The sequence below is a fragment of the Streptomyces sp. NPDC044002 genome (assembly GCF_056434525.1).
The window spans coordinates 5,569-25,675 of sequence record NZ_JBWKEZ010000095.1; the positions used below are offsets into that span (position 1 = coordinate 5,569).

The 20,107-nt window shown below is 72.7% G+C and carries 18 protein-coding genes and 1 tRNA gene; 10 read left to right on the plus strand and 9 right to left on the minus strand.

Annotation, left to right across the window (positions count from 1 at the left end):
* Positions 1-106: 106 nt before the first annotated feature.
* Positions 107-790 carry a DUF461 domain-containing protein gene (locus AC07A6_RS38270; protein WP_362470115.1) on the minus strand — a complete coding sequence of 228 codons (684 nt, stop codon included), beginning with the start codon at positions 788-790 and terminating at the stop codon, positions 107-109.
* Positions 791-1,346: 556 nt separating this feature from the next.
* Between AC07A6_RS38270 and AC07A6_RS38275 the strand changes: the two genes are divergently transcribed.
* The 6 genes from AC07A6_RS38275 (at position 1,347) to AC07A6_RS38300 (ending at position 7,809) form a co-directional block, all read left to right on the plus strand.
* A complete protein-coding gene (locus tag AC07A6_RS38275; protein WP_003953493.1) occupies positions 1,347-1,829 on the plus strand; it encodes a CarD family transcriptional regulator in 483 nt (160 codons plus the stop codon).
* Positions 1,830-2,270: 441 nt separating this feature from the next.
* On the plus strand, positions 2,271-3,017 hold the full coding sequence (ispD, locus tag AC07A6_RS38280; RefSeq protein ID WP_478780193.1) for a 2-C-methyl-D-erythritol 4-phosphate cytidylyltransferase: 747 nt from the start codon (positions 2,271-2,273) through the stop codon (positions 3,015-3,017).
* Positions 3,007-3,504 carry a 2-C-methyl-D-erythritol 2,4-cyclodiphosphate synthase gene (gene ispF / locus AC07A6_RS38285; protein WP_125821890.1) on the plus strand — a complete coding sequence of 166 codons (498 nt, stop codon included), beginning with the start codon at positions 3,007-3,009 and terminating at the stop codon, positions 3,502-3,504. The genes ispD and ispF overlap by 11 nt, the downstream gene beginning before the upstream one ends.
* A 115-nt stretch (positions 3,505-3,619) precedes the next feature.
* Positions 3,620-5,020 (plus strand): cysteine--tRNA ligase, encoded by a 1,401-nt coding sequence (cysS, locus tag AC07A6_RS38290; protein WP_362470108.1) that lies wholly within the window; start codon positions 3,620-3,622, stop codon positions 5,018-5,020.
* Positions 5,021-5,121: 101 nt separating this feature from the next.
* Positions 5,122-6,093 (plus strand): 23S rRNA (guanosine(2251)-2'-O)-methyltransferase RlmB, encoded by a 972-nt coding sequence (gene rlmB, locus AC07A6_RS38295; RefSeq protein WP_362470105.1) that lies wholly within the window; start codon positions 5,122-5,124, stop codon positions 6,091-6,093.
* Between the two features lie 156 nt (positions 6,094-6,249).
* On the plus strand, positions 6,250-7,809 hold the full coding sequence (locus AC07A6_RS38300; protein ID WP_478780194.1) for a DoxX family protein: 1,560 nt from the start codon (positions 6,250-6,252) through the stop codon (positions 7,807-7,809).
* A gap of 125 nt (positions 7,810-7,934) precedes the next feature.
* Here AC07A6_RS38300 and AC07A6_RS38305 read toward each other — a convergent pair whose 3' ends face one another.
* The 4 genes from AC07A6_RS38305 to AC07A6_RS38320 form a co-directional block, all read right to left on the minus strand.
* Positions 7,935-8,705, minus strand: coding sequence for a nucleotidyltransferase family protein (locus AC07A6_RS38305; RefSeq protein ID WP_362470099.1), 771 nt, complete (start codon positions 8,703-8,705; stop codon positions 7,935-7,937).
* Between the two features lie 54 nt (positions 8,706-8,759).
* Positions 8,760-9,170, minus strand: a complete 411-nt coding sequence (locus AC07A6_RS38310) for a hypothetical protein (protein ID WP_125813845.1) — start codon at positions 9,168-9,170, stop codon at positions 8,760-8,762.
* 191 nt (positions 9,171-9,361) lie between these two features.
* Positions 9,362-10,438 carry an ABC transporter ATP-binding protein gene (locus AC07A6_RS38315; protein ID WP_386274311.1) on the minus strand — a complete coding sequence of 359 codons (1,077 nt, stop codon included), beginning with the start codon at positions 10,436-10,438 and terminating at the stop codon, positions 9,362-9,364.
* 307 nt (positions 10,439-10,745) lie between these two features.
* Positions 10,746-12,128 carry an RNA-guided endonuclease InsQ/TnpB family protein gene (locus tag AC07A6_RS38320; RefSeq protein WP_478780195.1) on the minus strand — a complete coding sequence of 461 codons (1,383 nt, stop codon included), beginning with the start codon at positions 12,126-12,128 and terminating at the stop codon, positions 10,746-10,748.
* Between the two features lie 161 nt (positions 12,129-12,289).
* Here AC07A6_RS38320 and AC07A6_RS38325 point away from each other — a divergent pair.
* A tRNA-Thr gene (locus AC07A6_RS38325) sits at positions 12,290-12,362 on the plus strand.
* A gap of 97 nt (positions 12,363-12,459) precedes the next feature.
* On the opposite strand, the gene AC07A6_RS38330 is transcribed toward AC07A6_RS38325, so the two are convergent.
* Positions 12,460-13,839, minus strand: a complete 1,380-nt coding sequence (locus AC07A6_RS38330) for an NAD(P)/FAD-dependent oxidoreductase (protein ID WP_478780196.1) — start codon at positions 13,837-13,839, stop codon at positions 12,460-12,462.
* 77 nt (positions 13,840-13,916) lie between these two features.
* On the opposite strand from AC07A6_RS38330, the gene AC07A6_RS38335 reads away from it, so the two are divergent.
* The 3 genes from AC07A6_RS38335 to AC07A6_RS38345 are packed head-to-tail and all read left to right on the plus strand — an operon-like array spanning position 13,917 to position 16,018.
* Complete coding sequence (locus AC07A6_RS38335) at positions 13,917-14,798, plus strand: aminoglycoside phosphotransferase family protein (RefSeq protein ID WP_478780197.1); 882 nt, start codon at positions 13,917-13,919, stop codon at positions 14,796-14,798.
* Between the two features lie 27 nt (positions 14,799-14,825).
* Positions 14,826-15,305, plus strand: coding sequence for an N-acetyltransferase family protein (locus AC07A6_RS38340; RefSeq protein WP_478780198.1), 480 nt, complete (start codon positions 14,826-14,828; stop codon positions 15,303-15,305).
* Between the two features lie 41 nt (positions 15,306-15,346).
* Complete coding sequence (locus AC07A6_RS38345; RefSeq protein WP_478780199.1) at positions 15,347-16,018, plus strand: pentapeptide repeat-containing protein; 672 nt, start codon at positions 15,347-15,349, stop codon at positions 16,016-16,018.
* Between the two features lie 85 nt (positions 16,019-16,103).
* Here the strand turns inward: AC07A6_RS38345 and AC07A6_RS38350 are convergent, their stop codons facing one another.
* The 3 genes from AC07A6_RS38350 to AC07A6_RS38360 form a co-directional block, all read right to left on the minus strand.
* Positions 16,104-17,990, minus strand: coding sequence for a serine/threonine-protein kinase (locus tag AC07A6_RS38350; protein WP_478780200.1), 1,887 nt, complete (start codon positions 17,988-17,990; stop codon positions 16,104-16,106).
* A gap of 117 nt (positions 17,991-18,107) precedes the next feature.
* Complete coding sequence (locus AC07A6_RS38355; protein ID WP_007265529.1) at positions 18,108-18,611, minus strand: hypothetical protein; 504 nt, start codon at positions 18,609-18,611, stop codon at positions 18,108-18,110.
* A 96-nt stretch (positions 18,612-18,707) separates the two neighbouring features.
* On the minus strand, positions 18,708-19,781 hold the full coding sequence (locus tag AC07A6_RS38360) for a M4 family metallopeptidase (RefSeq protein WP_478780201.1): 1,074 nt from the start codon (positions 19,779-19,781) through the stop codon (positions 18,708-18,710).
* Between the last annotated feature and the right edge of the window lie 326 nt (positions 19,782-20,107).

Here is a 20,107-nt window from a genome sequence, read left to right on the forward strand (position 1 = left end):
ACCCCCCCCCCCCCCACCACCCCCCCCCCCCCCCCCCCCCCCCCCAAACCCCCCCCCCCCCCCCCCCCCCCCCCCCCCCCCCCCCTCCCCTTTACAGCTGCTGCGCTCAGTGGCCCGCGCTGCGCGACGGCGATGCCGAGGCGGCGCCCGAGGCGGCGCCCGACGGGGTGGTGCCGGCGGCCGGGGAGGCCGTGGCGGCGGGGGAGCCCGAGGCGGCCGGGGAGGGGGAGCCGGAGGGGCTGCCGGACGGGGCGGGGGCGGGGGCCGCGGCCGGGGCCTCCGTCGGGCCGTAGCCCGCGTACATGCCGGTGGCCGGGACGACGAAGGCGCCCAGCTCCACGTCGCCCGTGGTGCTCAGCTGGAAGACGACGTCCTGCACGTTGCCGTTCTGGACGGCCTCGCGGCCGCCCTCGATGACGGCGGAGGCGTTGCCCTTGCCGCCCAGCACCACGGAGCCGCCGGCGGGCACGGTGATCTTGCCGGAGCCCTCGGCGGCCTTCAGGACCACCTTGGACTTGCCACCCTTCAGGGTGATCCCGTCCAGGGTCTGGGCCTTGGTGCCGGAGTTGAAGACGGTCGCCGAGAGGGCGGCCGGACCCTTCTTGTCCTTCTCGCCCTTGGTGATCACCAGGGCGTTCTGGATCTTGATGTCGCCCTTGGTGACAGCGGCGTTGTCCGGCTTGATCTCGAGAGTCTGCGCGTCGTTGCCCGCACCGCACGCTGCGAGCGATGCAAGGGAGAACACGACGGCGGTAGCGGCGAGAGCGCCGCGTCGAAGGCTGCGGCTCACGGCGGCGGCAACTCCTTGGACGTACGGACGGGACGGGTACAGGCTCGGAGCGGCCGAGGTAAAGCCGCCCTAAGGGTGTGTCAGCGCGCTTAGGTTACCGAGCCGCCGCCCCGCCCCCGCACCCGACCCTCCGCAGTGCGCGCACCGCGCTGCGCCGGTCCCCGCGATCTTGCATTCCGCTATCCCGTCCGGAGCCGCGTCGTGATCAATTCCGGGATTCCTTCGAACGCCGCCGCTTGATCAATTGCAGATTGGGCCTGAACCCGCTGCGCGGGGGTGGCCGCCAGTCGAACGGAGTACTTCGGTTTCATGTCCGGGAACCCGGCAAAACGGGACGTACGTCACACTGGTGGGCGCGTCCGCCAGGTGTAACGTGGTCGTTTCGCCCGGTCCGCACAGCGCCTCCGACCTGCGAATACCCCCCTCCGGAAGCCTTTCGCAGCACGTTCGTGTCGCTGTTGTCAAGCCCCGAGATGTGCCCTGACCTGCGAAAACGCCATTCATAACAGTCAGTTCTCGTGTTACCCTGGATAGCCACGGAAGGGGTACCTGTCACATGACGTTCAAGGTTGGCGACACCGTGGTCTATCCCCATCACGGGGCCGCGCTGATCGAGGCCATCGAAACTCGCCAGATCAAAGGCGTGGACAAGACCTACTTGGTGCTCAAGGTCGCCCAGGGCGACCTGACGGTTCGTGTGCCTGCGGACAATGCAGAGTTCGTCGGCGTTCGCGACGTAGTCGGCCAGGACGGGCTGGACCGGGTCTTCGAGGTGCTCCGCGCACCGTACGCAGAAGAGCCCACGAACTGGTCCCGTCGCTACAAGGCAAATCTGGAGAAGCTCGCTTCTGGCGATGTCATCAAGGTCGCCGAAGTGGTGCGCGACCTGTGGCGTCGTGAGCGTGAGCGCGGTCTCTCCGCAGGAGAGAAGCGCATGCTCGCAAAGGCGCGCCAGATCCTGGTGAGCGAGCTCGCGCTCGCCGAGAACACCAACGAGGACAAGGCCGAGGCCCTCCTCGACGAGGTTCTTGCGTCCTGACGCACGAACCGGCCACAGTGTGCCGCGGTGCCCGATGACCCGCCCTCTCGGTTTCGAGGGGGCTGTTGCCGGGCGCTGCGGCATGTCTGCGTCCGGGCACCTGCCCCGGACCCGCACCGGACCCGCCCGCACCGGGCCCGTCCGCACCGCACCCGCACGGCCGCTCCACCCGGCCCGGCACCTCACCCGGTCCCGGCCCGGCCGGCCCCGGGTCGCACGCCCGTACCCTGACGCCCGTACCCTGCGCTCATCCCGCCGTACCCTGCGTGTGCACACCCGCACGGTCCCGGTACTGGCGTGCCGGGTCCGGGCAGCCGGCTCGACCGGTCGTCACGGAAGGGGCGAGGGCGTCGCACCCGGCACTCCCCCCGGCCGGAGCCGGGGTACGCCCAAGGCCATACCCATGTCGGCCGAAGTCACAAACCTGGCTCGGAGCTACTGATGTCTGACGAATCCCGCCCCCACCGCACCGCCGCGGTGATCCCGGCCGCCGGCCGCGGGGTACGCCTCGGCCCCGGCGCCCCCAAGGCCCTGCGGGCCCTCGGCGGGACCCCGATGCTGATCCACGCCGTCCGCGCCATGGCCCGCTCCCGCGCGGTCGCCCTGGTCGTGGTCGTCGCCCCGCCCGACGGCGCGGCGGAGGTGCGCAACCTGATCGACGAGCACGCCCTGCCCGACCGCACCGAGGTCCTGGTCGTGCCCGGCGGCGACACCCGCCAGGAGTCCGTGCGCGCCGGCCTGGCCGCCCTCCCCGCCGACATCACCTCCGTGCTGATCCACGACGCGGCCCGCCCGCTGGTCCCCGTCGACACCGTGGACTCCGTCGTCGAGGCCGTCCGCGACGGAGCCCCCGCCGTGGTCCCCGCACTGCCCCTGGCCGACACCGTCAAGGAGGTCGAGCCCGGCGCGCCCGGCGAGCCCGAGCCGGTCGTCGCCACGCCCGAGCGGGCCCGGCTGCGCGCCGTGCAGACCCCGCAGGGCTTCGACCTCGCCACCCTGCTGCGCGCGCACGAGGCCATCGCCGTCAGCGGCGAGGGCGCCACCGACGACGCCGGCATGGTGGAGCGCACCGGGGTCACCGTCGTGACCGTCCCCGGCCACGAGGAGGCCTTCAAGGTCACCCGCCCGCTCGACCTGGTCCTCGCCGAGGCCGTACTCGCCCGCAGGAGGGCCACCGATGTCTACTGACCTGCCCCTGATCCCGCTCGTCGGGATCGGCACCGACGTGCACGCCTTCGAGACCGGCCGCGAGCTGTGGTGCGCCGGGCTGCTGTGGGAGGGGGAGGACGGCCTCGCCGGCCACTCCGACGGCGACGTCGCCGCCCACGCCGCCTGCGACGCCCTCTTCTCCGCCGCCGGTGTCGGCGACCTCGGCGCGCACTTCGGCACCTCCCGCCCCGAGTGGTCCGGCGCCGCCGGGGTCACCCTCCTGGCGGAGGCCGCCCGGATCGTCCGCGCCGAGGGCTTCGAGATCGGCAACATCGCGATCCAGGTGATCGGCGTGCGCCCGAAGATCGGAAAGCGGCGCGAGGAAGCACAGAAGGCGCTCGCGGCGGCGGCGGGCGCCCCCGTCTCCGTCTCCGGCACCACCACCGACGGACTCGGCCTCACCGGCCGCGCCGAAGGCCTCGCCGCCATCGCCACCGCCCTCGTCTACCGGACGAACCGGGCCTGAGTACGACGTACGGCCGCGGGCCGCCCGTCACGGATGTCACCTCTTGGGCAACAAACCGTTCGGGCGGCCTCAAACGGTCGCGGGGCACTGCCGTGGGCGCACTACCCTGGATGCCGTGACTATTCGCCTGTACGACACCAGCGCCCGGCAGATCCGCGACTTCGTCCCGCTCGAACAGGGCTGCGTCTCGATCTACCTGTGTGGCGCGACCGTGCAGGCCGCCCCGCACATCGGGCACATCCGCTCGGGCCTCAACTTCGACATGATGCGCCGCTGGTTCACCTACCGCGGCTACGACGTCACGTTCATCCGCAACGTGACGGACATCGACGACAAGATCATCGCGAAGTCCGCCGAGCAGCGCCGCCCCTGGTGGTCCATCGGCTACGAGAACGAGCGCGCCTTCAACGACGGCTACAACGCCCTCGGCTGCCTGCCGCCCACCTACGAGCCGCGCGCGACCGGACACGTCACCGAGATGGTCGAGATGATGCGCGGGCTCATCGAGCGCGGCCACGCGTACGAGTCCGAGGGCAACGTCTACTTCGACGTGAAGTCCTTCCCGGGCTACCTCTCGCTCTCCCGCCAGGAGCTCGACAACATCCGCCAGCCGGAGTCCACCGGCGAGACCGGCAAGCGCGACCCCCGCGACTTCGCCATGTGGAAGTCCGTCAAGCCCGGTGAGCCCTCCTGGGAGACCCCCTGGGGCCGCGGCCGTCCCGGCTGGCACCTGGAGTGCTCCGCGATGGCGCACAAGTACCTGGGCGAGGCCTTCGACATCCACGGCGGCGGGCTCGACCTGATCTTCCCGCACCACGAGAACGAGATCGCCCAGGCCAAGGCCTTCGGCGACGCGTTCGCGAGCTACTGGGTGCACAACGCCTGGGTCACCATGTCGGGCGAGAAGATGTCGAAGTCGCTCGGCAACTCGGTGCTCGTCTCCGAGATGGTCAAGCAGTGGCGTCCGATCGTCCTGCGCTACTACCTCGGCACCCCGCACTACCGGTCGATGATCGAGTACAGCGAGGAGGCGCTGCGCGAGGCGGAGTCCGCCTTCGCCCGCATCGAGGGCTTCTACCAGCGCGTCATCGAGAAGGCGGGCGGGCCCGTCGAGGCCGCCGCCGAGGTCCCGCCGGCCTTCGCCGAGGCGATGGACGACGACCTGGGCGTCCCGCAGGCGCTGGCCATCGTCCACACCACCGTCCGCCAGGGCAACAGCGCGCTCGCCGCGGACGACAAGGACGAGGCGATCGCCCGGCTGTCCGAGGTGCGCGCCATGCTCGGCGTCCTCGGCCTGGACCCGCTCGACCCGCACTGGGCCGGCGAGGCCGACCGCGGCGAGGACCTGCACGGTGCCGTCGACACGCTCGTGCGCCTGGTCCTGGAGCAGCGCGAGTCCGCCCGCGCCCGCAAGGACTGGGCGACCGCCGACGCCATCCGCGACCAGCTGAACCAGTCCGGTCTGGTCATCGAGGACAGCCCCAGCGGCCCGCGCTGGACCCTCGGCCCCCGCTGATCCGGACCCACCCGGACCAGCCGTGTTGTGCCGCCCGGCCTTCCGGGCGGCACACTCTTCATACGTACATATCGCAGCACGAACGAAAACAGGTAGAGGTCATGGCCGGGAACAGCCAGCGCAGGAACCGCCGCACGTCCAACAAGAAGGGCGCGACGGTCGGCAGCGGTGGCCAGCGGCGCAAGGGCCTGGAGGGCAAGGGCCCCACGCCCAAGGCCGAGGACCGCAAGAAGCACAAGGCGAACCGCATCGCCAACGCCATGGCCCGCCAGGCCGCCAAGCGCCGCCCCGCCCCCCGCCGCGGCGGCCCCAAGGGCACCAGCGAGATGGTCGTCGGCCGCAACCCGGTCTTCGAGGCGCTGCGCGACGGTGTGCCCGCCACCACCCTCTACGTGCAGCAGTTCATCGACAACGACGAGCGCGTCCGCGACGCCCTCAAGCTCGCCGGCGAGCGCGGCAACATCAACCTGATGGAGGCCCCGCGCCCCGAGCTCGACCGGATGACCAACGGGCTCAACCACCAGGGCCTCGTCCTCCAGGTCCCGCCGTACGAGTACGCGCACCCCGAGGACCTCCTCGACGCCGCCCACGACAACGGCGAGGACGCCCTCATCGTCGCCCTCGACGGCGTCACCGACCCCCGCAACCTCGGCGCGATCGTCCGCTCCGTCTCCGCCTTCGGCGGCCACGGCGTGGTCATCCCCGAGCGTCGCGCCGCCGGCATGACCGCCGGCGCCTGGAAGACCTCCGCCGGCACCGCCGCCCGCACCCCGGTCTCCCGCGTCACCAACCTCACCCGCGCCCTCCAGGACTACAAGAAGGCCGGCATCACCGTCGTCGGCCTCGCCGCCGAGGGCACCCACGAGGTCCAGGACCTGGACGCCCTCGGCGGCCCGGTCGTCATCGTCGTCGGCTCCGAGGGCAAGGGCCTCGGCCGCCTCGTCGGCGAGAACTGCGACTACCTCGTGCGCATCCCGATGCCGGGCGGTGCCGAGTCCCTCAACGCCGGTGTCGCCGCCGGCGTCGTCCTCTACGAGGCCGCCCGCAAGCGCGCCGAGCGCGGCCGCGTCTGACCCGGACGGCCGCAGCCGCTTGATCCACCTGGCCCACGGGACGTGACCCGTGAGCGTGTCGCCCCGCCCCTCACGGGCGGGGCGACTTGATCTTGACGGGTCTCGGACAGATCCCTGGTGTCAAGGCAGTGTCCTAAACACTCATCACTCGGTTAGATGAGTGTGGACACCAGAACGTCAGGGTTCGACGACCAGCCCGCGCTGAGCATGGTCAAGGTGCCGTGCGACCCCGCACAGGTCATCGTCAACCACGCCAGCTTCCGCGTGCGGCTCGCACCGAGCCCGAGCGCGCGTTCCAAGCCCGCGAAAGCCCCCGGCCGCGCGCCCCTCCTCGGCGCCGCCGCCGTCGCGACCGCCGGAGCCACCCGCCGCCGCGCACCCGTCGTCTGGAGCGGCAAGTCCGCCCCCGGCGACGCCGCGGCGATGGGAGGACTCCTCCAGGCCGTACGCGAAGCAGGCCGCGGCCACGACGACTACGACGGCGGAGCCGCCACCCAGACCATCCCCCGGGTCGACCTGGCACACGACCTGGGCGAGGACACCCTCGCCACCCCCACCGTCATCGGCCAGCGCACCTACGGCGACCCCGACGAGACCCGTCCCCTCGCCGCCGTGCGCGACCTCCCGCGCGAGCCCCACCAGCCCTACGACCGCTACGACGGCCACGACGGCGACCACCCGGGCCCCGACACCGGACCCGACAGCCGGCGCCCCGCCCCCGACGCCCGCGGTCAGGCCTCCTACTACCCCGGCCGCCGCATGAACCTCGGCGTCGTGCTGCTCCCGCTGCGCGTCTTCCTCGGCTTCATCTCCATCTACGCCGGCATGGGCAAGCTCTGCGACCCCGTCTACTTCGACGGCGGCGAGCGCGGCTCCATGGTCACCTGGCTCCAGACCCTGCACCCCTGGGCCCTCGCCGAACCCCTGCGCGACTTCGCGCTCGCCCACCCCGTCGGGGCCGGCCTCAGCGTCGCCTTCCTCCAGGTCATCGTCGGCGTCCTGACCGTCTTCGGCCTCTGGCAGCGCTTCGCCGCCTGCATCGGCGCCCTGCTGTCCGCCGCCCTCCTCATGACGGTCAGCTGGAAGACCGTCCCCGCCTACGACGCCCCCGACATCATCTACCTCGCCGCCTGGAGCCCGCTGGTCATCGCCGGCGCGCCCGTCTACTCCCTCGACGCGCGGCTGTCCGGCGAGGCCTGGCGCACCCTCGGCCCCCGCTCCGAGATCTGGCGGCTGCGCCGCCGCGTCCTGCGGCGCGGCGCCGTCATGGCCACCGTCGTCTGCGGACTCACCCTCCTCATCGGCTCCCTCCTCGGCGGAGCCGTCCGCTCCTCCACCGTCGTCACCGTCCCCGGCCCCGGCCAGGCCCCCAGCAACTACCTCCCCGGCAGCCCGCTCCCGCAGGCCCCCGCCAAGCAGCCCGCCCCCGGCAGGCAGCAGCAGCCCTCGAAGCAGGCCTCCCCCTCCGCAGCGCCCTCCGAGACCGCCGCCACCTCCGGCCGCACCGGCAGCAGCGCCCCGACCCGCAGCAGCTCCACCACCGGCTCCGGGGCGCCCACCGCCGGCAAGACCTCCGGCAGCCAGACCCCGCGCGGCAGCACCCCGAAGCAGTCCAGCCCGCAGCAGCCGCCGGCCACCTCCTCCGGGACCCGCACCGGCTCCGGCGGGGACACCACGGCCAAGAAGCCCGGCCTCGTCGGCGGCCTCCTCGGCTGAACGGCAGCGGCACCCACCGGCCGGAGGGCCCGGCGCGCGTACGGCGCGCCGGGCCCTTCCGCATGCCGCCGACCGCACGCACGGCGCGGCGCGGCACGGCGGCGACGTAGCAACACGGAAACCGCTCAGACGGCGCCCTGCGCCGCCAACTCCCGCGCGGCCTCGCTCAGGTCCTTCGCCGTGTCGATCGCCCGCCAGTAGGCCCCCTGCGGCAGCGGAAAGCCCGCCAGACGCCGCTCCCGGGCCAGCCGCGGGAACGTCGTCCGCTCGTGGTCCCCCAAGTCCGGCAGCAGCGGCGCGAATCCGGGAGCGAACACGTACACCCCGGCGTTGATCGGATAAGGCGACGGCGGGGCCTCGATGAAGTCCAGCACCTGCCCGAACTCGTTCGTCTCCACCACCCCCCACGGCATCCGCGGCCGCGCCAGCGCCAGCGTCGCCACCGCCTCCCGCTCCGCGTGGAACGCCGCCATCTCCCGCAGCGGGAAACGCGTCCACACGTCCCCGTTGGCCGCGTACCAGGCCCCGTCCGGACGCGGCAGCCGCCGCGCCGCGAACTTCAGCCCGCCGCCGCGCCCCAGCGGCTCCTCCTCCACCACCGTCGTCACGCGCAACGGCAGCACGGCCGTCGCCAGCCACTCCTGGAGCACCACCGCCAGATGCCCGCACGACACCACCACGTCGGTCACCCCCTCGGCCGCCAGCCACGCCAACTGGTGCCCGATGATGGGCAGTCCGGTGCCGGGGATCTCCACCATCGGCTTCGGCCGGTCGTCCGTATACGGCCGCAGCCGCGATCCCTGGCCGCCCGCCAGGACGACAGCCTGGGTGGGAGGGGCCGGGAACGCGGCCGCGTCATCGGTGGTTTGGGGTGGTTCGGGGCCGATCTCGGTCATGGCCGCCAGCGTAGGGACGGCCCCCGCCCCGGACGGGGCAGGCGCGACGGGCCGTCAGCCCATCGAGGCGACACCGGTCGCGTAGGAGGTGTCGCAGACGGGGCGCGCGTACGACTGGGCCTTGGTCGGCCCGTACGCCTCCACGGCGGCCCGGCCCAGCGCACGCGCGATGCTCACGCAGTGCTCCGCCAGCGACGGCCGCCCGTTCACCTCCTGCTGGAGGTGGGTGAGCACGGCGCCCGGCTGCTCGCCCTGCTGGAGCTCGCCGAGGAGCTTGTCGCGCAGCAGGTCCTGGGGTGCGGCCGGCTTCTTCGGGACGGAGACGTCCTCGGCGGAGGCGGTCAGGATCTGGGAGGAGTTGTCCGCCCAGGGGACCATGGTGACCGCGAGGGTCCCGGACAGGACCAGGACGACGGGCAGGACCAGGGCGAGGGAACGGCCGATTCGGCGGGCAGTGTGGGTCACGAGGGCGAGAGTAGCGCTCGGTGAGGATTTGGCGACATTTAGTCACCCGGTCGGGGGATGGTTCGACGTGGCTTTTCGATTTAAGGGTTGACGGGTGCGGCCGAATGGCCCGGTCTGCCGGGGTTCGTGGGGCACGCCCCCGCAACTGCCGCGGCAGGGGCGCCCCTTGGCGGAACGCCCCTGCCGGTCACTCAGTTGGACAGCCGTGCACCGGTCGACGTCGAGAAAACATGGATCTCGTCCGGACGCGGCACCACGTGCAGCGAGGAGCCCTTCTCGGGCACCTGGCGGCCGTTGACGCGGACCACGAGGTCCTGGCCGTCGTGGCTGCCGTACACGTAGCCGTCGGCGCCGAGCTCCTCGACCACGTTCACGGTGATCGTCAGGCCGCCGGTGTCGCCGATGTCGAAGTGCTCGGGGCGCACGCCGACGGTGACGGTCTTGTCGCCCGAAGAGGCGGCGGCGGAGAGCGCCTCGCGCGACACCGGGACCACGCTGTCGCCGAACTTCACTCCGCCGTCGGTGATCGGCACCTCGACGAGGTTCATGGCGGGCGAGCCGATGAACCCGGCGACGAACAGGTTCGCCGGCCGGTCGTACATGTTGCGCGGGGTGTCGACCTGCTGGAGCAGGCCGTCCTTCAGCACGGCCACGCGGTCGCCCATGGTCATGGCCTCGACCTGGTCGTGGGTGACGTACACGGTGGTGATGCCGAGGTCGCGCTGGAGCGCGGCGATCTGCGTACGGGTGGACACGCGGAGCTTGGCGTCGAGGTTCGACAGCGGCTCGTCCATGAGGAACACCTGCGGCTTGCGCACGATGGCCCGGCCCATGGCGACGCGCTGGCGCTGGCCGCCGGAGAGCGCCTTGGGCTTGCGGTCGAGGTACTGGGTGAGGTCCAGCATCTTCGCCGCCTCCTCCACCTTGCGGCGGATGGTGGCCTTGTCCTCGCCGGCGATCTTGAGCGCGAAGCCCATGTTGTCGGCGACGGTCATGTGCGGGTACAGCGCGTAGTTCTGGAACACCATCGCGATGTCCCGGTCCTTGGGCGGCAGGTGAGTGACGTCGCGGTCGCCGATGCGGATGGCGCCGCCGTTGACGTCCTCCAGGCCGGCGAGCATGCGCAGCGAGGTGGACTTGCCGCAGCCGGAGGGCCCGACGAGGACGAGGAACTCGCCGTCCTCGATCTCCAGCTCCAGCTGGTCGACGGCGGGCTTGTCGCCGCCGGGGTAGAGGCGGGTCGCCTTGTCGAAGGTGACAGAAGCCATGGTGGTGAATCCCTTCTACCGGCAGGAACGTGCCGGACGATCCGAGTGGAAGGTCTAGTCCAGTCGCCTGGACTCCGCCCGACGCTACCTGGCGGTACGGCTCCTGTCAGCAATCTGACGGCCCGGATTGCGGACACATTCGTCGGGCTCCGGCCTATGGCAGAGCACCTCACTTTTGACCATGGTTCCTGCTTCGACGCCCGCTGCCGGCCCGGCGAGACCCTGGGGGTCGCACCTGGTCGGTCTTGCGCAGGCTCCACAGGCATTGCGGCCGACGGCCCGTCGGTCCGTACTGTGTTTCGCTTCGCTACGCCGCCGGTACGAGGTCCAGTAGCTCCGAAGCCCTGATCATGCTCGGCGGCACACGCCCCGGCGGCAGTGCCATGGCCACCGTCCAGTACAGCCGCATCCCCTCGTCCCGGAGGTTCACCGCCGCGTTCGTGTCCCGATCGTGGACTGCCCCGCACTCCGTGCAGGTCCATTCGCGAACCGACACGTCGAGCTTCGGGCCCTTCGCGTGGCACGCGGAACAGCGCCGGGTCGACGGAAAGAACCGGTCCACGACCACCAGTGTCCGCCCGTACCAGGCGCACTTGTAGCGGAGCTGGCGCAGCAGCTCACCCCAGGCCGCGTCCATGATCGACCGGTTTAGAGCTGCCTTGCGGCGCCTGTTCCTTCCCTTTGCCGCACGCAGGAGATTGACGATCGGAAGGTCTTCCACCACGAGCACTTGGTTCTCGCGCACGAGGCGGGTCGTGACCTGGTCCAGCCGATCGCGACGGATGTCGCTGATCGAGGCGTGCAGGCGGGCGATCCGCTCCCGCACCTTCTCCCGGTTCTTCGAACCCCTCTGCTTCCGGTGCAGCTCGCGCTGCAAGGACGCGAGCTCCTTCTCGTACTTCGCCAGCAGACGGGGGTGCGGAAGCTTCTCCCCGTCGTCCAACGTCACCAGCGTCGCGAGCCCGAGGTCCAGGCCCACCGCCTTCGGCGCCCGACTACCTGGCAGGAACACCTCGGGAAGCGGCGCGATTACCTCCTCGACCAGCACCGACAGGAAGAACCGGCCGGCACGGTCACGCGTCACGGTCAGCTTCACCGGCAACTGCCCCGGCGGCAGCGCACGCGACCAGCGGATGTCCAGAGGGGCCGACTGCTTGGCGAGCGTGACGGAGGCCGTACCCGGACGCTCCGGATCCTCGACCCACCGGAAGCCCGTGCGCACGTACGTCGCCGAGTCCTTCGAGCGGCGCTTCGACTTCCGCTGCGGGTACTTCGCCGAACCCTTGAAGAACCGCGAGAACGCGGAGTCGAGATGTCGTAGGGCCTGCTGGAGGACCGTGGAGGAGGCCTCCTTCAGCCACGCGGTCTCCGGTATTCGCTTCCACCCGGTCAGGGCCCGACAGGTTTCCGCGAAGCCCAGCGACACCCGGTGCTGCTCCCAGGCCTTCACCCGGAGGGCGAGGCCCTCGTTGTACACCCAACGGCACGCGCCGAAGGTCTGGGTCAGCTGGGCCGCCTGGTCGGCGGTCGGGTAGAAGCGGAAACGGTATGTCCGCTGCTGCGCGCCGGCCTGCCGGACCAGACCCTTCAGTGGTGTGGCTGTGCGGCCCCGGTGTTTGGTCCGGTCGCCCACCCCGAGGAGTTCGCGCTTGATGCGCCGGGCTTCCTCCCCCGTCGTGCGGTCTGCCATCGCCCCTCCCGCGGTCCGATCTTCAGAACGGCACACCAGTCCGTTCAACGAACACACGAGTGAGGGGTTACGGGGGTGGGATCAATGTGATGGCTCGGGGAATCGGGCGCTGTGTAGAGTGATGGCGGCTCCATTCGTGGCGGGTTGGCGGGTGGGTTTGTGCCGCCTTAGCTCAGTTGGCAGAGCGGTTGCCTTGTAAGCTCCAGGTCGTCGGTTCGATTCCGACAGGCGGCTCCGTCCCAGGTCAGAGGGTTAGCGACCAAGGGGATTCGTACAGAAGTGGAAGGCCCCGGGTGATCACCCGGGGCCTTTTCGCGTTCCGGGGCCGGGGTCAGTCGCGGCCCGAGACGCGGTTGGCCAGGCGGGCCAGGGGGGTCGTCGTCGGGCGGTGGGTGGTGGATTCGCGGCGGTCCGCCTCGCGGTAGGCGGCGTAGAGGGCGTGGACGCCGAGCCAGCGGAGGGGTTCCGGCTCCCAGCGGCGGACGCGGTGCTGGACCCAGGGGAGGGCGGTCAGCTCCGTGCGGTCGCCGAGGACCAGGTCGCGGAGGGTGCGGCCGGCGAGGTTGGCGGTGGCCACGCCGGAGCCGACGTAGCCGCCGGCCCAGCCCAGGCCCGTGCCGGCGTCCAGGGTGACCGTGGCGCACCAGTCGCGGGGGACGCCGAGGACCCCCGACCAGGCGTGGGTGATCGGAGTGCCGGTCAGCTGGGGGAAGAACGTGAAGAGGAGGTCGCGCAGGGCCTTGACGGTGGCCGGCTGGGTGCGGCCGTCGTTGTCGGTGCGGGAGCCGAAGCGGTACGGGACCCCGCGGCCGCCGATCGCGATGCGGTCGTCGGCGGTGCGCTGGGCGTACATGTAGGCGTGGGCCATGTCGCCGAGGAGCGGGGAGTCCTGCCAGCCCAGCTCCTTCCAGACCGAGGGCGGCAGGGGGGCCGTGACGATCATCGAGGAGTTCATGGGGAGCCAGGTGCGCTTCTGGCCCTTGAGGGCGGCGGTGAAGCCCTCGGTGCAGCGCAGGACGTACGGGGCGCGGACGGTGCCGTAGGGGGTGACGGCGCGGCGGGGGGCGATCTCGGTGACCGGGGTGGATTCGTGGATCACGACGCCGAGGCGGTCGCAGGCGTCGGCGAGGCCGCGGACGAGCTTGAGGGGGTGGATGCGGGCGCCGTGGGGGGTCCAGCTGGAGCCGACGGCGTCGGCGATGTCGATGCGGGCGCGGGTGGCGGGGGCGTCGTACAGCTCGCGCCCGGTCTCGCCGAAGGAGAGCTCGGCGGCGTGGAAGGCCTTGAGGCGGGTGAGCTGGGCGGGGGTGCGGGCGACTTCGAGGACTCCGCCGCGGTGGATGTCCGCGTCGATCCCCTCCTCGGCGGCCGCGTCGATGACCTCGGTGACCGTGTCGTTCATGGCGAGCTGGAGGCGGCGGGCGGCTTCGTGGCCGTGCAGGGCGGCGTAGCGGTCGCGGCCGGCGATGCCGTTGTAGAGCCAGCCGCCGTTGCGGCCGGAGGCGCCGTAGCCGCAGGACTTCTGCTCCAGGACGGTGACGCGGAGGTCGGGGGCGGCGCGCTTGAGGTAGTAGGCGGTCCACAGGCCGGTGTAGCCGCCGCCGACGATGACGACGTCCGCCGTGGCGTCGGTGGTGAGGGGGGCGCGGGGTGGCCGGTGGGCCGTCGTGCCGGTCGCGTACCAGAAGGAGATACCGCCGTTGATCGTCATGGGGGAGTTGGTACACGGGGTCCCGCGGGGGTGTCCAGGGACCGGATGTCGTGGCCGGGGCCCGGTTGCGCGGCGGGATGTTCGCTGCGCGGGCGGGGTGGTCCGCCGTAGGGTGGCGGGGGGATTCGTGCTGGTTCGGGAGGGGTGTCCGGGTGGTGGCCGAGGCTTTGCTGGAGCGTTGGGGGCTGCGGGTGACCGGGCCGGGGATGCGCGGGATGACGGCGGTGGTGCTGCCGGTGGAGCGGGCGGACGGCACGGCGGCGGCGCTGAAGGTGCTGACCCCGGACGAGGAGACGGTGGGGGAGCCGCTCGCGCTGCGGGCGTGGGGCGGGCGGGGCAGCGTACGGCTGCTGGAGTACGACGCGCCGACGGGGACGCTGCTGCTGGAGCGGCTCGACGAGAAGCGGCCGCTGTCACGGCTGGCGCGGCGGGACGCGAGGGCGGCGGTCGGGGTGATCGGGGGGCTGCTGTCGCGGCTGTGCACGGTGCCGGCGCCGGCGGGGCTGCGGGGGCTCGGGGAGATCGCCGCGGGGATGCTGGCGCGGGTGCCGCAGGCGGCGGCCGGGCTGGCTTCGGCGGCGGACCGGCGGGTGCTGCGGGACTGCGCGGGGGCGCTCGCGGAGGTGGCGGGGGAGCCGGGTGACCGGCTGCTGCACTGGGACCTGCACTTCGGGAACGTGCTGGCGGGAGGGCGCGAGCCGTGGCTGGCGATCGATCCGAAGCCGCTGGCCGGGGACCCGGGGTTCGAGCTGCTGCCGTCGCTGGTGAACGAGTACCGGGAGCGGGACGTGCGCTGGCGGTTCGACCTGCTGACCGAGGCGGTGGGGGCGGACCGGGCGCGGGCGCGGGCGTGGACGCTGGGGCGGGTGCTGCAGAACTGCCTGTGGGAGGTGGAGGAGGGGTGCCGGCGGCTGCCGCGGCGTGAGGTGGCGGTCGCGGGAGTGCTGCTGGGGCGGTGATCTACGGGACACGCTTAGGGTGGCGGGATGATCCGTGCTGCCGTGGTTGAAGACGTTGCCGAAATCCACTCCATGATCCGGGAGTTGGCGGAGTACGAGAAGGTCCCGCACGAGGCGCGCGCGACGCCGGAGCAGTTGCGCGAGGCGCTGTTCGGGGAGCGGCCGGCGGTGTTCGCGCACATCGCGGAGACGGACGCCGGGGAGGTGGTGGGCTTCTCGGTGTGGTTCCTGAGCTTCTCGACCTGGCGCGGGGTGCACGGGATCTACCTGGAGGACCTGTACGTACGGCCGGGCGTGCGCGGGGGCGGGCACGGGAAGGCGCTGCTGGCGGAGCTGGCGCGGACGTGCGTGGAGCGCGGGTACGAGCGGCTGGAGTGGTCGGTGCTGAAGTGGAACTCGCCGACGATCGAGTTCTACGAGGCGCTGGGCGCGCGGCCGCAGGAGGAGTGGTCGGTGTACCGGCTGACGGACGGGGCGCTGGCGCGGCTGGGCGGGGCGGCGGCGTAGCGGGCAGGGCCGTTGTCAGTGCCGTGCGCCAGGATGGGCGGATGGTGCGAAACGGACAGGCGAAGGTGAAGGAGGCCCGGCGGCCGGAGGTGCGGCTGCCGGAGCTGGTGGCGTGGGAGGGCGGTGGGCTGGAGCCGGACGGGGACTACGACGGGCTGGAGTTCGCGGACCTGGACCTGGCGGGGGAGGACGGCATCGGGGCGCGGTTCATGGACTGCGCGCTGCGGCGGTGCGCGCTGGACGAGGCGCGGCTGTCGAAGGCGCGGTTCATGGACGTGGTGCTGGAGGGGGTCCGGGGCGTCGGCACGAACCTGTCGGGGGCCCTGCTGCGGGACGTGGAGCTGCTGGAGGCGCGCCTCGGCGGGGTGCAGTTGCACGGCGGGGTGCTGGAGCGGGTCCTCGTACGCGGCGGCAAGATCGACTACCTGAACCTGCGGATGGCGCGGCTGCGGGACGTGGTGTTCGAGGGGTGCGTGCTGGTGGAGCCGGACTTCGGGGGCGCGGTGCTGGAGCGGGTGGAGTTCCGGGACTGCGTGGTGCGCGGGGTGGACCTCTCGGGCGCGCGGCTGACGGACGTGGACCTGCGGGGGGCCTCCGAGCTGGGGATCGCCCGGGGCGTGGAGGCGCTGTCGGGGGCGGTGATCAGCCACGGGCAGCTGTTCGACCTGGCTCCGCTGCTGGCGGCGCACCTGGGGCTGCGGGTCGAGGGGTAGCGGCGGCGCCCCGCGGGTCCGGCCCGTACGGACGGGGGTCGTACGGGCCGGGTGCCGCGGGCGTCGGCGTCGGTGGTTCTCCGCGTCAGTGCTTCTTCGGGTCCTCGGCGTTGCGCCAGACCGTGAGGTCGACGGTGATGTAGTTGCTGGCGTCCTTGGAGTCGGACTTGCCGCGGTAGGTGACCACCGCGATGTGTCCCGCGTCGCTGAGGACGCAGATCTCGGTGCCGTCGCCGAGCTGGTCGAGCTTGATCTCCTCGGTGTAGCGGGTCTCGGTGCGGCAGGTCTCCAGGGAGCCCTTCTGGGCGTTGTTCAGCACGACGAGCTTGCCGTTGTCGGTGCCGAGTTTCTTGCCGAGGATCATGTCGGTCGAGTAGAAGAGGTCGCCGTGGTTGTAGTGCACGCCGTTGCTGCCGCCTGAGGTGGGGCGCGGCGGATTGTCGGCGAGCATGATCTGGTAGTCGGCCGTGATGTCGATGCCCTGGTACGTGGCCGGGGTGGGGTCGGGCCGCTTCTGGTTCTTGTTCTGGTTCTGGCCGGCCGGGCTCCCGGGGGCGGTGGCGGTGGCGCCGCTGCTGCCGGCACGGCTGCCGGAGGCGCTGCTGCTGCTCCCCTTGTCCTTGGCGGAGCCGTCCGGGAGCAGGGAGACGATCACCGCGATCCCGATGAGCCCGCCGATGACGGCCCCGGCGATGATCCGCCCGTTGGGCCCGGACTTCTGCGGGGTGGCGGGCGGGTAGCCGGGCTGGTGGGGCGGCGGCGGGGTGGGGTAGCCGGGGGCGGCCGGGTAGCCGGGCGGCGGGGTCGGGTAGCCGGGCGGGGGCGTCTGGTAGGCCGGCGGCGAGGCGGGGTAGCCCGGGGCCGCAGCCGGGGCCGCCGGGGCCGCGGGTGCCGCCGGGGCCGCGGGGGCCGTCTGCGTGGGCGCGTACGCGGGGGCCGGGGGCCGCAGCGGGTACTCGGCCGGCTGGGCGGGCCGGGCCGGCGCGGTGGGCGGCTGTGCCGGGGCGGAGAGTTCGGTCGGGGTGGGCGCGGCCGCGGGCTGCGGCGACGGGGTCCTGGCCGGTTCGGGCAGCCGCAGGCGTTCGGTGATGGAACCGGCGACGGCCTTCGGGAGCCAGTCCTCGCCCTGGCGCAGCGGCGCGGGGGAGAGGGAGTGGCACATCTCGATGACCTCGCCCAGGCTGGGCCGCGCGGCGGGGTCGCGGCTCAGGCAGCGGGTCACCAGGGGCTTCAGCTCGGCGGGCAGGGCGCTGAGGTCGGGGTCCTCGTGGACGATCCGGTACAGGATCGCGTGCGAGTTCCCGTCCCCGTACGCGGGTGCGCCGATCGCCGCGAACGCGATGATCTGGCCGAGGGCGAAGACGTCGGTGGCGGCGGTGACCGTGCCGGTCGAGGCCTGCTCGGGCGCCATGAAGGCGGGCGTGCCGACGCTGACCCCGCTGCTCGTGAGGGAGGTGGCGTCGGCGGCGCGGGCGATGCCGAAGTCGATGACGCGGGGGCCGTCGGAGGCGAGGAGCACGTTCGCCGGCTTCAGGTCGCGGTGGACGATGTCCGCACCGTGGATGACCTGCAGGGCCTCGGCGACCCCGACGGTCAGCAGCAGGACGCTGCGCAGCGGCAGCCGGCCGTGGGCGGAGACGGCGTGCGCGAGGGAGGGGCCGGGTACGTACGCGGTGGCCAGCCAGGGCTGCGCGCCGTCGGTGTCGAAGTCGATGACGGGTGCCGTGTACAGGCCCTGGACCCGCTGCGCGGCGCGTACTTCCTGCTGGAACCGCCGCCGGAACTCGGCGTCCTCGCTGAACTCGGGCCGGATCACCTTGAGGGCGACGGGCCGTCCGCCGAGCGTGTACGAGAGGTACACCTTGCCCATGCCGCCCGAGCCGAGCACGGCGCTGAGCCGGTAGCCGCCCACGGTGGCGGGGTCGTCCTGCCCCAGTGGTTGGAAGAGTTCGGCCGGATGCGTGTCGCTCATGAAAAAACCGTCCCCCATCAGGCAGTTCAAAGCCTGCCGACGCCTGAAGCCAACCGGGAGAGGGTATCCAACACCCTCCCCGGCAGGCCGTTCGGCGCCCGGCGACGGGCGCGCGACTCAGGCGGGAACGCGGGGGAAGCGGGACTGGAGCGTCCAGATGACCGGGTTGTCGCCGAGCCCCTCGTGCATGTCGACGAGGTCGGCGATCAGGTCGTGGAGGAAGTCGCGGGCCTCGCGGCGCAGCAGGCGGTGGCCGAAGGTGAGGGGTTCTTCCTCGGGGGCCATCCAGTCGGCTTCGATGTCGACCCAGCCGAAACGGCGTTCGAAGAGCATGCGGTCGGCGGACTCGGTGAAGTCGAGTTCGGCGTACTGGCGGTTGGCGGAGCGGCTGCCGCGGGGGTCCTCGTCGAGCTGCTCGACGATGTCGCACAGCGCCCAGGCGAAGTCGAGTACGGGTACCCATCCCCAGGCTGTGGACACTTCCGTGTCCTTCTCGGTGTCGGCGAGGTAGACGTCGCCGCAGAACAGGTCGTGGCGCAGCGCGTGGACGTCCGCGGAGCGGTAGTCGGTCTGCGGGGGGTCGGGGAAGCGCCGGGAGAGGGAGTAGCCGATGTCGAGCACGTTCCCGATGGTGTCACGGGTGCGCCTCTCCCGGCGCGGGGGGCGGTGCGGAGGTGGTGGTGCGGGGGCGGTGCGGAGGTGGTGGTGCGGTCGGGGTCAGCGGACGTTGACGGCGGTCCAGGCGGCGGCGACGCGGGAGGTCTCGGGGGCGGAGGGGCCGTAGAGGTCGGCGGCGGCGCGGAGGGTGGCGGTGCGGGCGCCGGCGTAGTTGGTGGTGGAGCGCATGTAGAGGGTCAGCGCCCGGTACCAGATGCGGGTGGCCTTGTCGCGGCCGATGCCGAGGAGCTTGGAGCCGTCGTGGGTGGGGGAGTCGTAGGCGACGCCGTCGATGACCTTGGGGCCGCTGCCCTCGGCGAGGAGGTAGTAGAAGTGGCGGGCGGGGCCGGAGCCGGCGTGCGGGTCGAGTCCGGCGATGTCGGACGACCAGTAGTCGCGGGAGACGCCGTCGGCGCTGGGGCGGTCCATGCGGCGGGGCGGTCCGTCGAAGACGCGCTCGCCGAGGAGGTAGTCGCCGGGGTCGGCCTTGTTCTCCGCGAAGAACTCGCCGGCGGTGGCGAGGATGTCCGAGGTGCCCTCGTTGAGCGCGCCGGCCTCGCCGCTGTAGCCGAGGCGGGCGGTGGAGGCGGTCAGGCCGTGGGCCAGTTCGTGGCCGACGACGTCGAGGGAGGTCGGCGGGCGTCCGGGGGTGGTGCCGTCGCCGTACGTGACGCAGGCGCAGCTGTCGCTCCAGAAGGCGTTGCCGAAGCCGCTGCCGTAGTGGACGCGGGAGGTGGTGCCGACGCCGTCGCCGCGTACGCCGTTGCGGTTGAAGGCGGCCTTGTAGAAGTCCCAGGTCACGGCGGTGGCGTAGTGGACGTCGGCGGCCGCGGTCTGGCGGTGGGCGGGGGTGCCGTCGCCCCAGGTGTTGTCGGCGTCGGTGAAGGGGACGCCGGGGTTGCCGGTCTGGTTGAGGGCGTCGAGGGTGCGCTGGCCGCCGCGGGTGGGGTCCTGGAGCTGGTAGGCGGTGCCGGTGTAGGTGGTGCCGAGGGGGACGGTGCCGGAGTACTGGGTGATGCCGGTGCCGGTGGCTCCGCCGGTGGCTGCGGTGGCCTGGGGGGCTGCCAGGGCGGCTGCGCCGAGCAGGGCGGCGGCGGTGAGGGCGAGGCGGCGGGGGCGGTGGGGGTGTGACACGCGGGCTCCTTCGCGGTGGCCGGGGTGGGGCCGGGTGACGGCGGGGCCGAGCGTGCCATTGGGGGGTGGGGGTGGGGCAGGTGTCCGGCGGGGGGTTGTCCGAAGAGCGGGGCGGAGTGTCCGGATCCGGGCCCCTGCCCTTGCCCTGGCCGGGCGGGGGTCCGGGAGCGGGGTGGGTCCCGGGGCGGGGGCGGGCGGCGGGGCGGGGGTGGGTGCCGCTGCGCGGGGCCGTCCCCTACCCGCCCTTCCACCGTTCCCCGGGCTGCGCCCGGACCCCCCTGGGGGGGGGGGGGGGGGGGGGGGGGGGGGGGGGGGGGGGGGGGTGG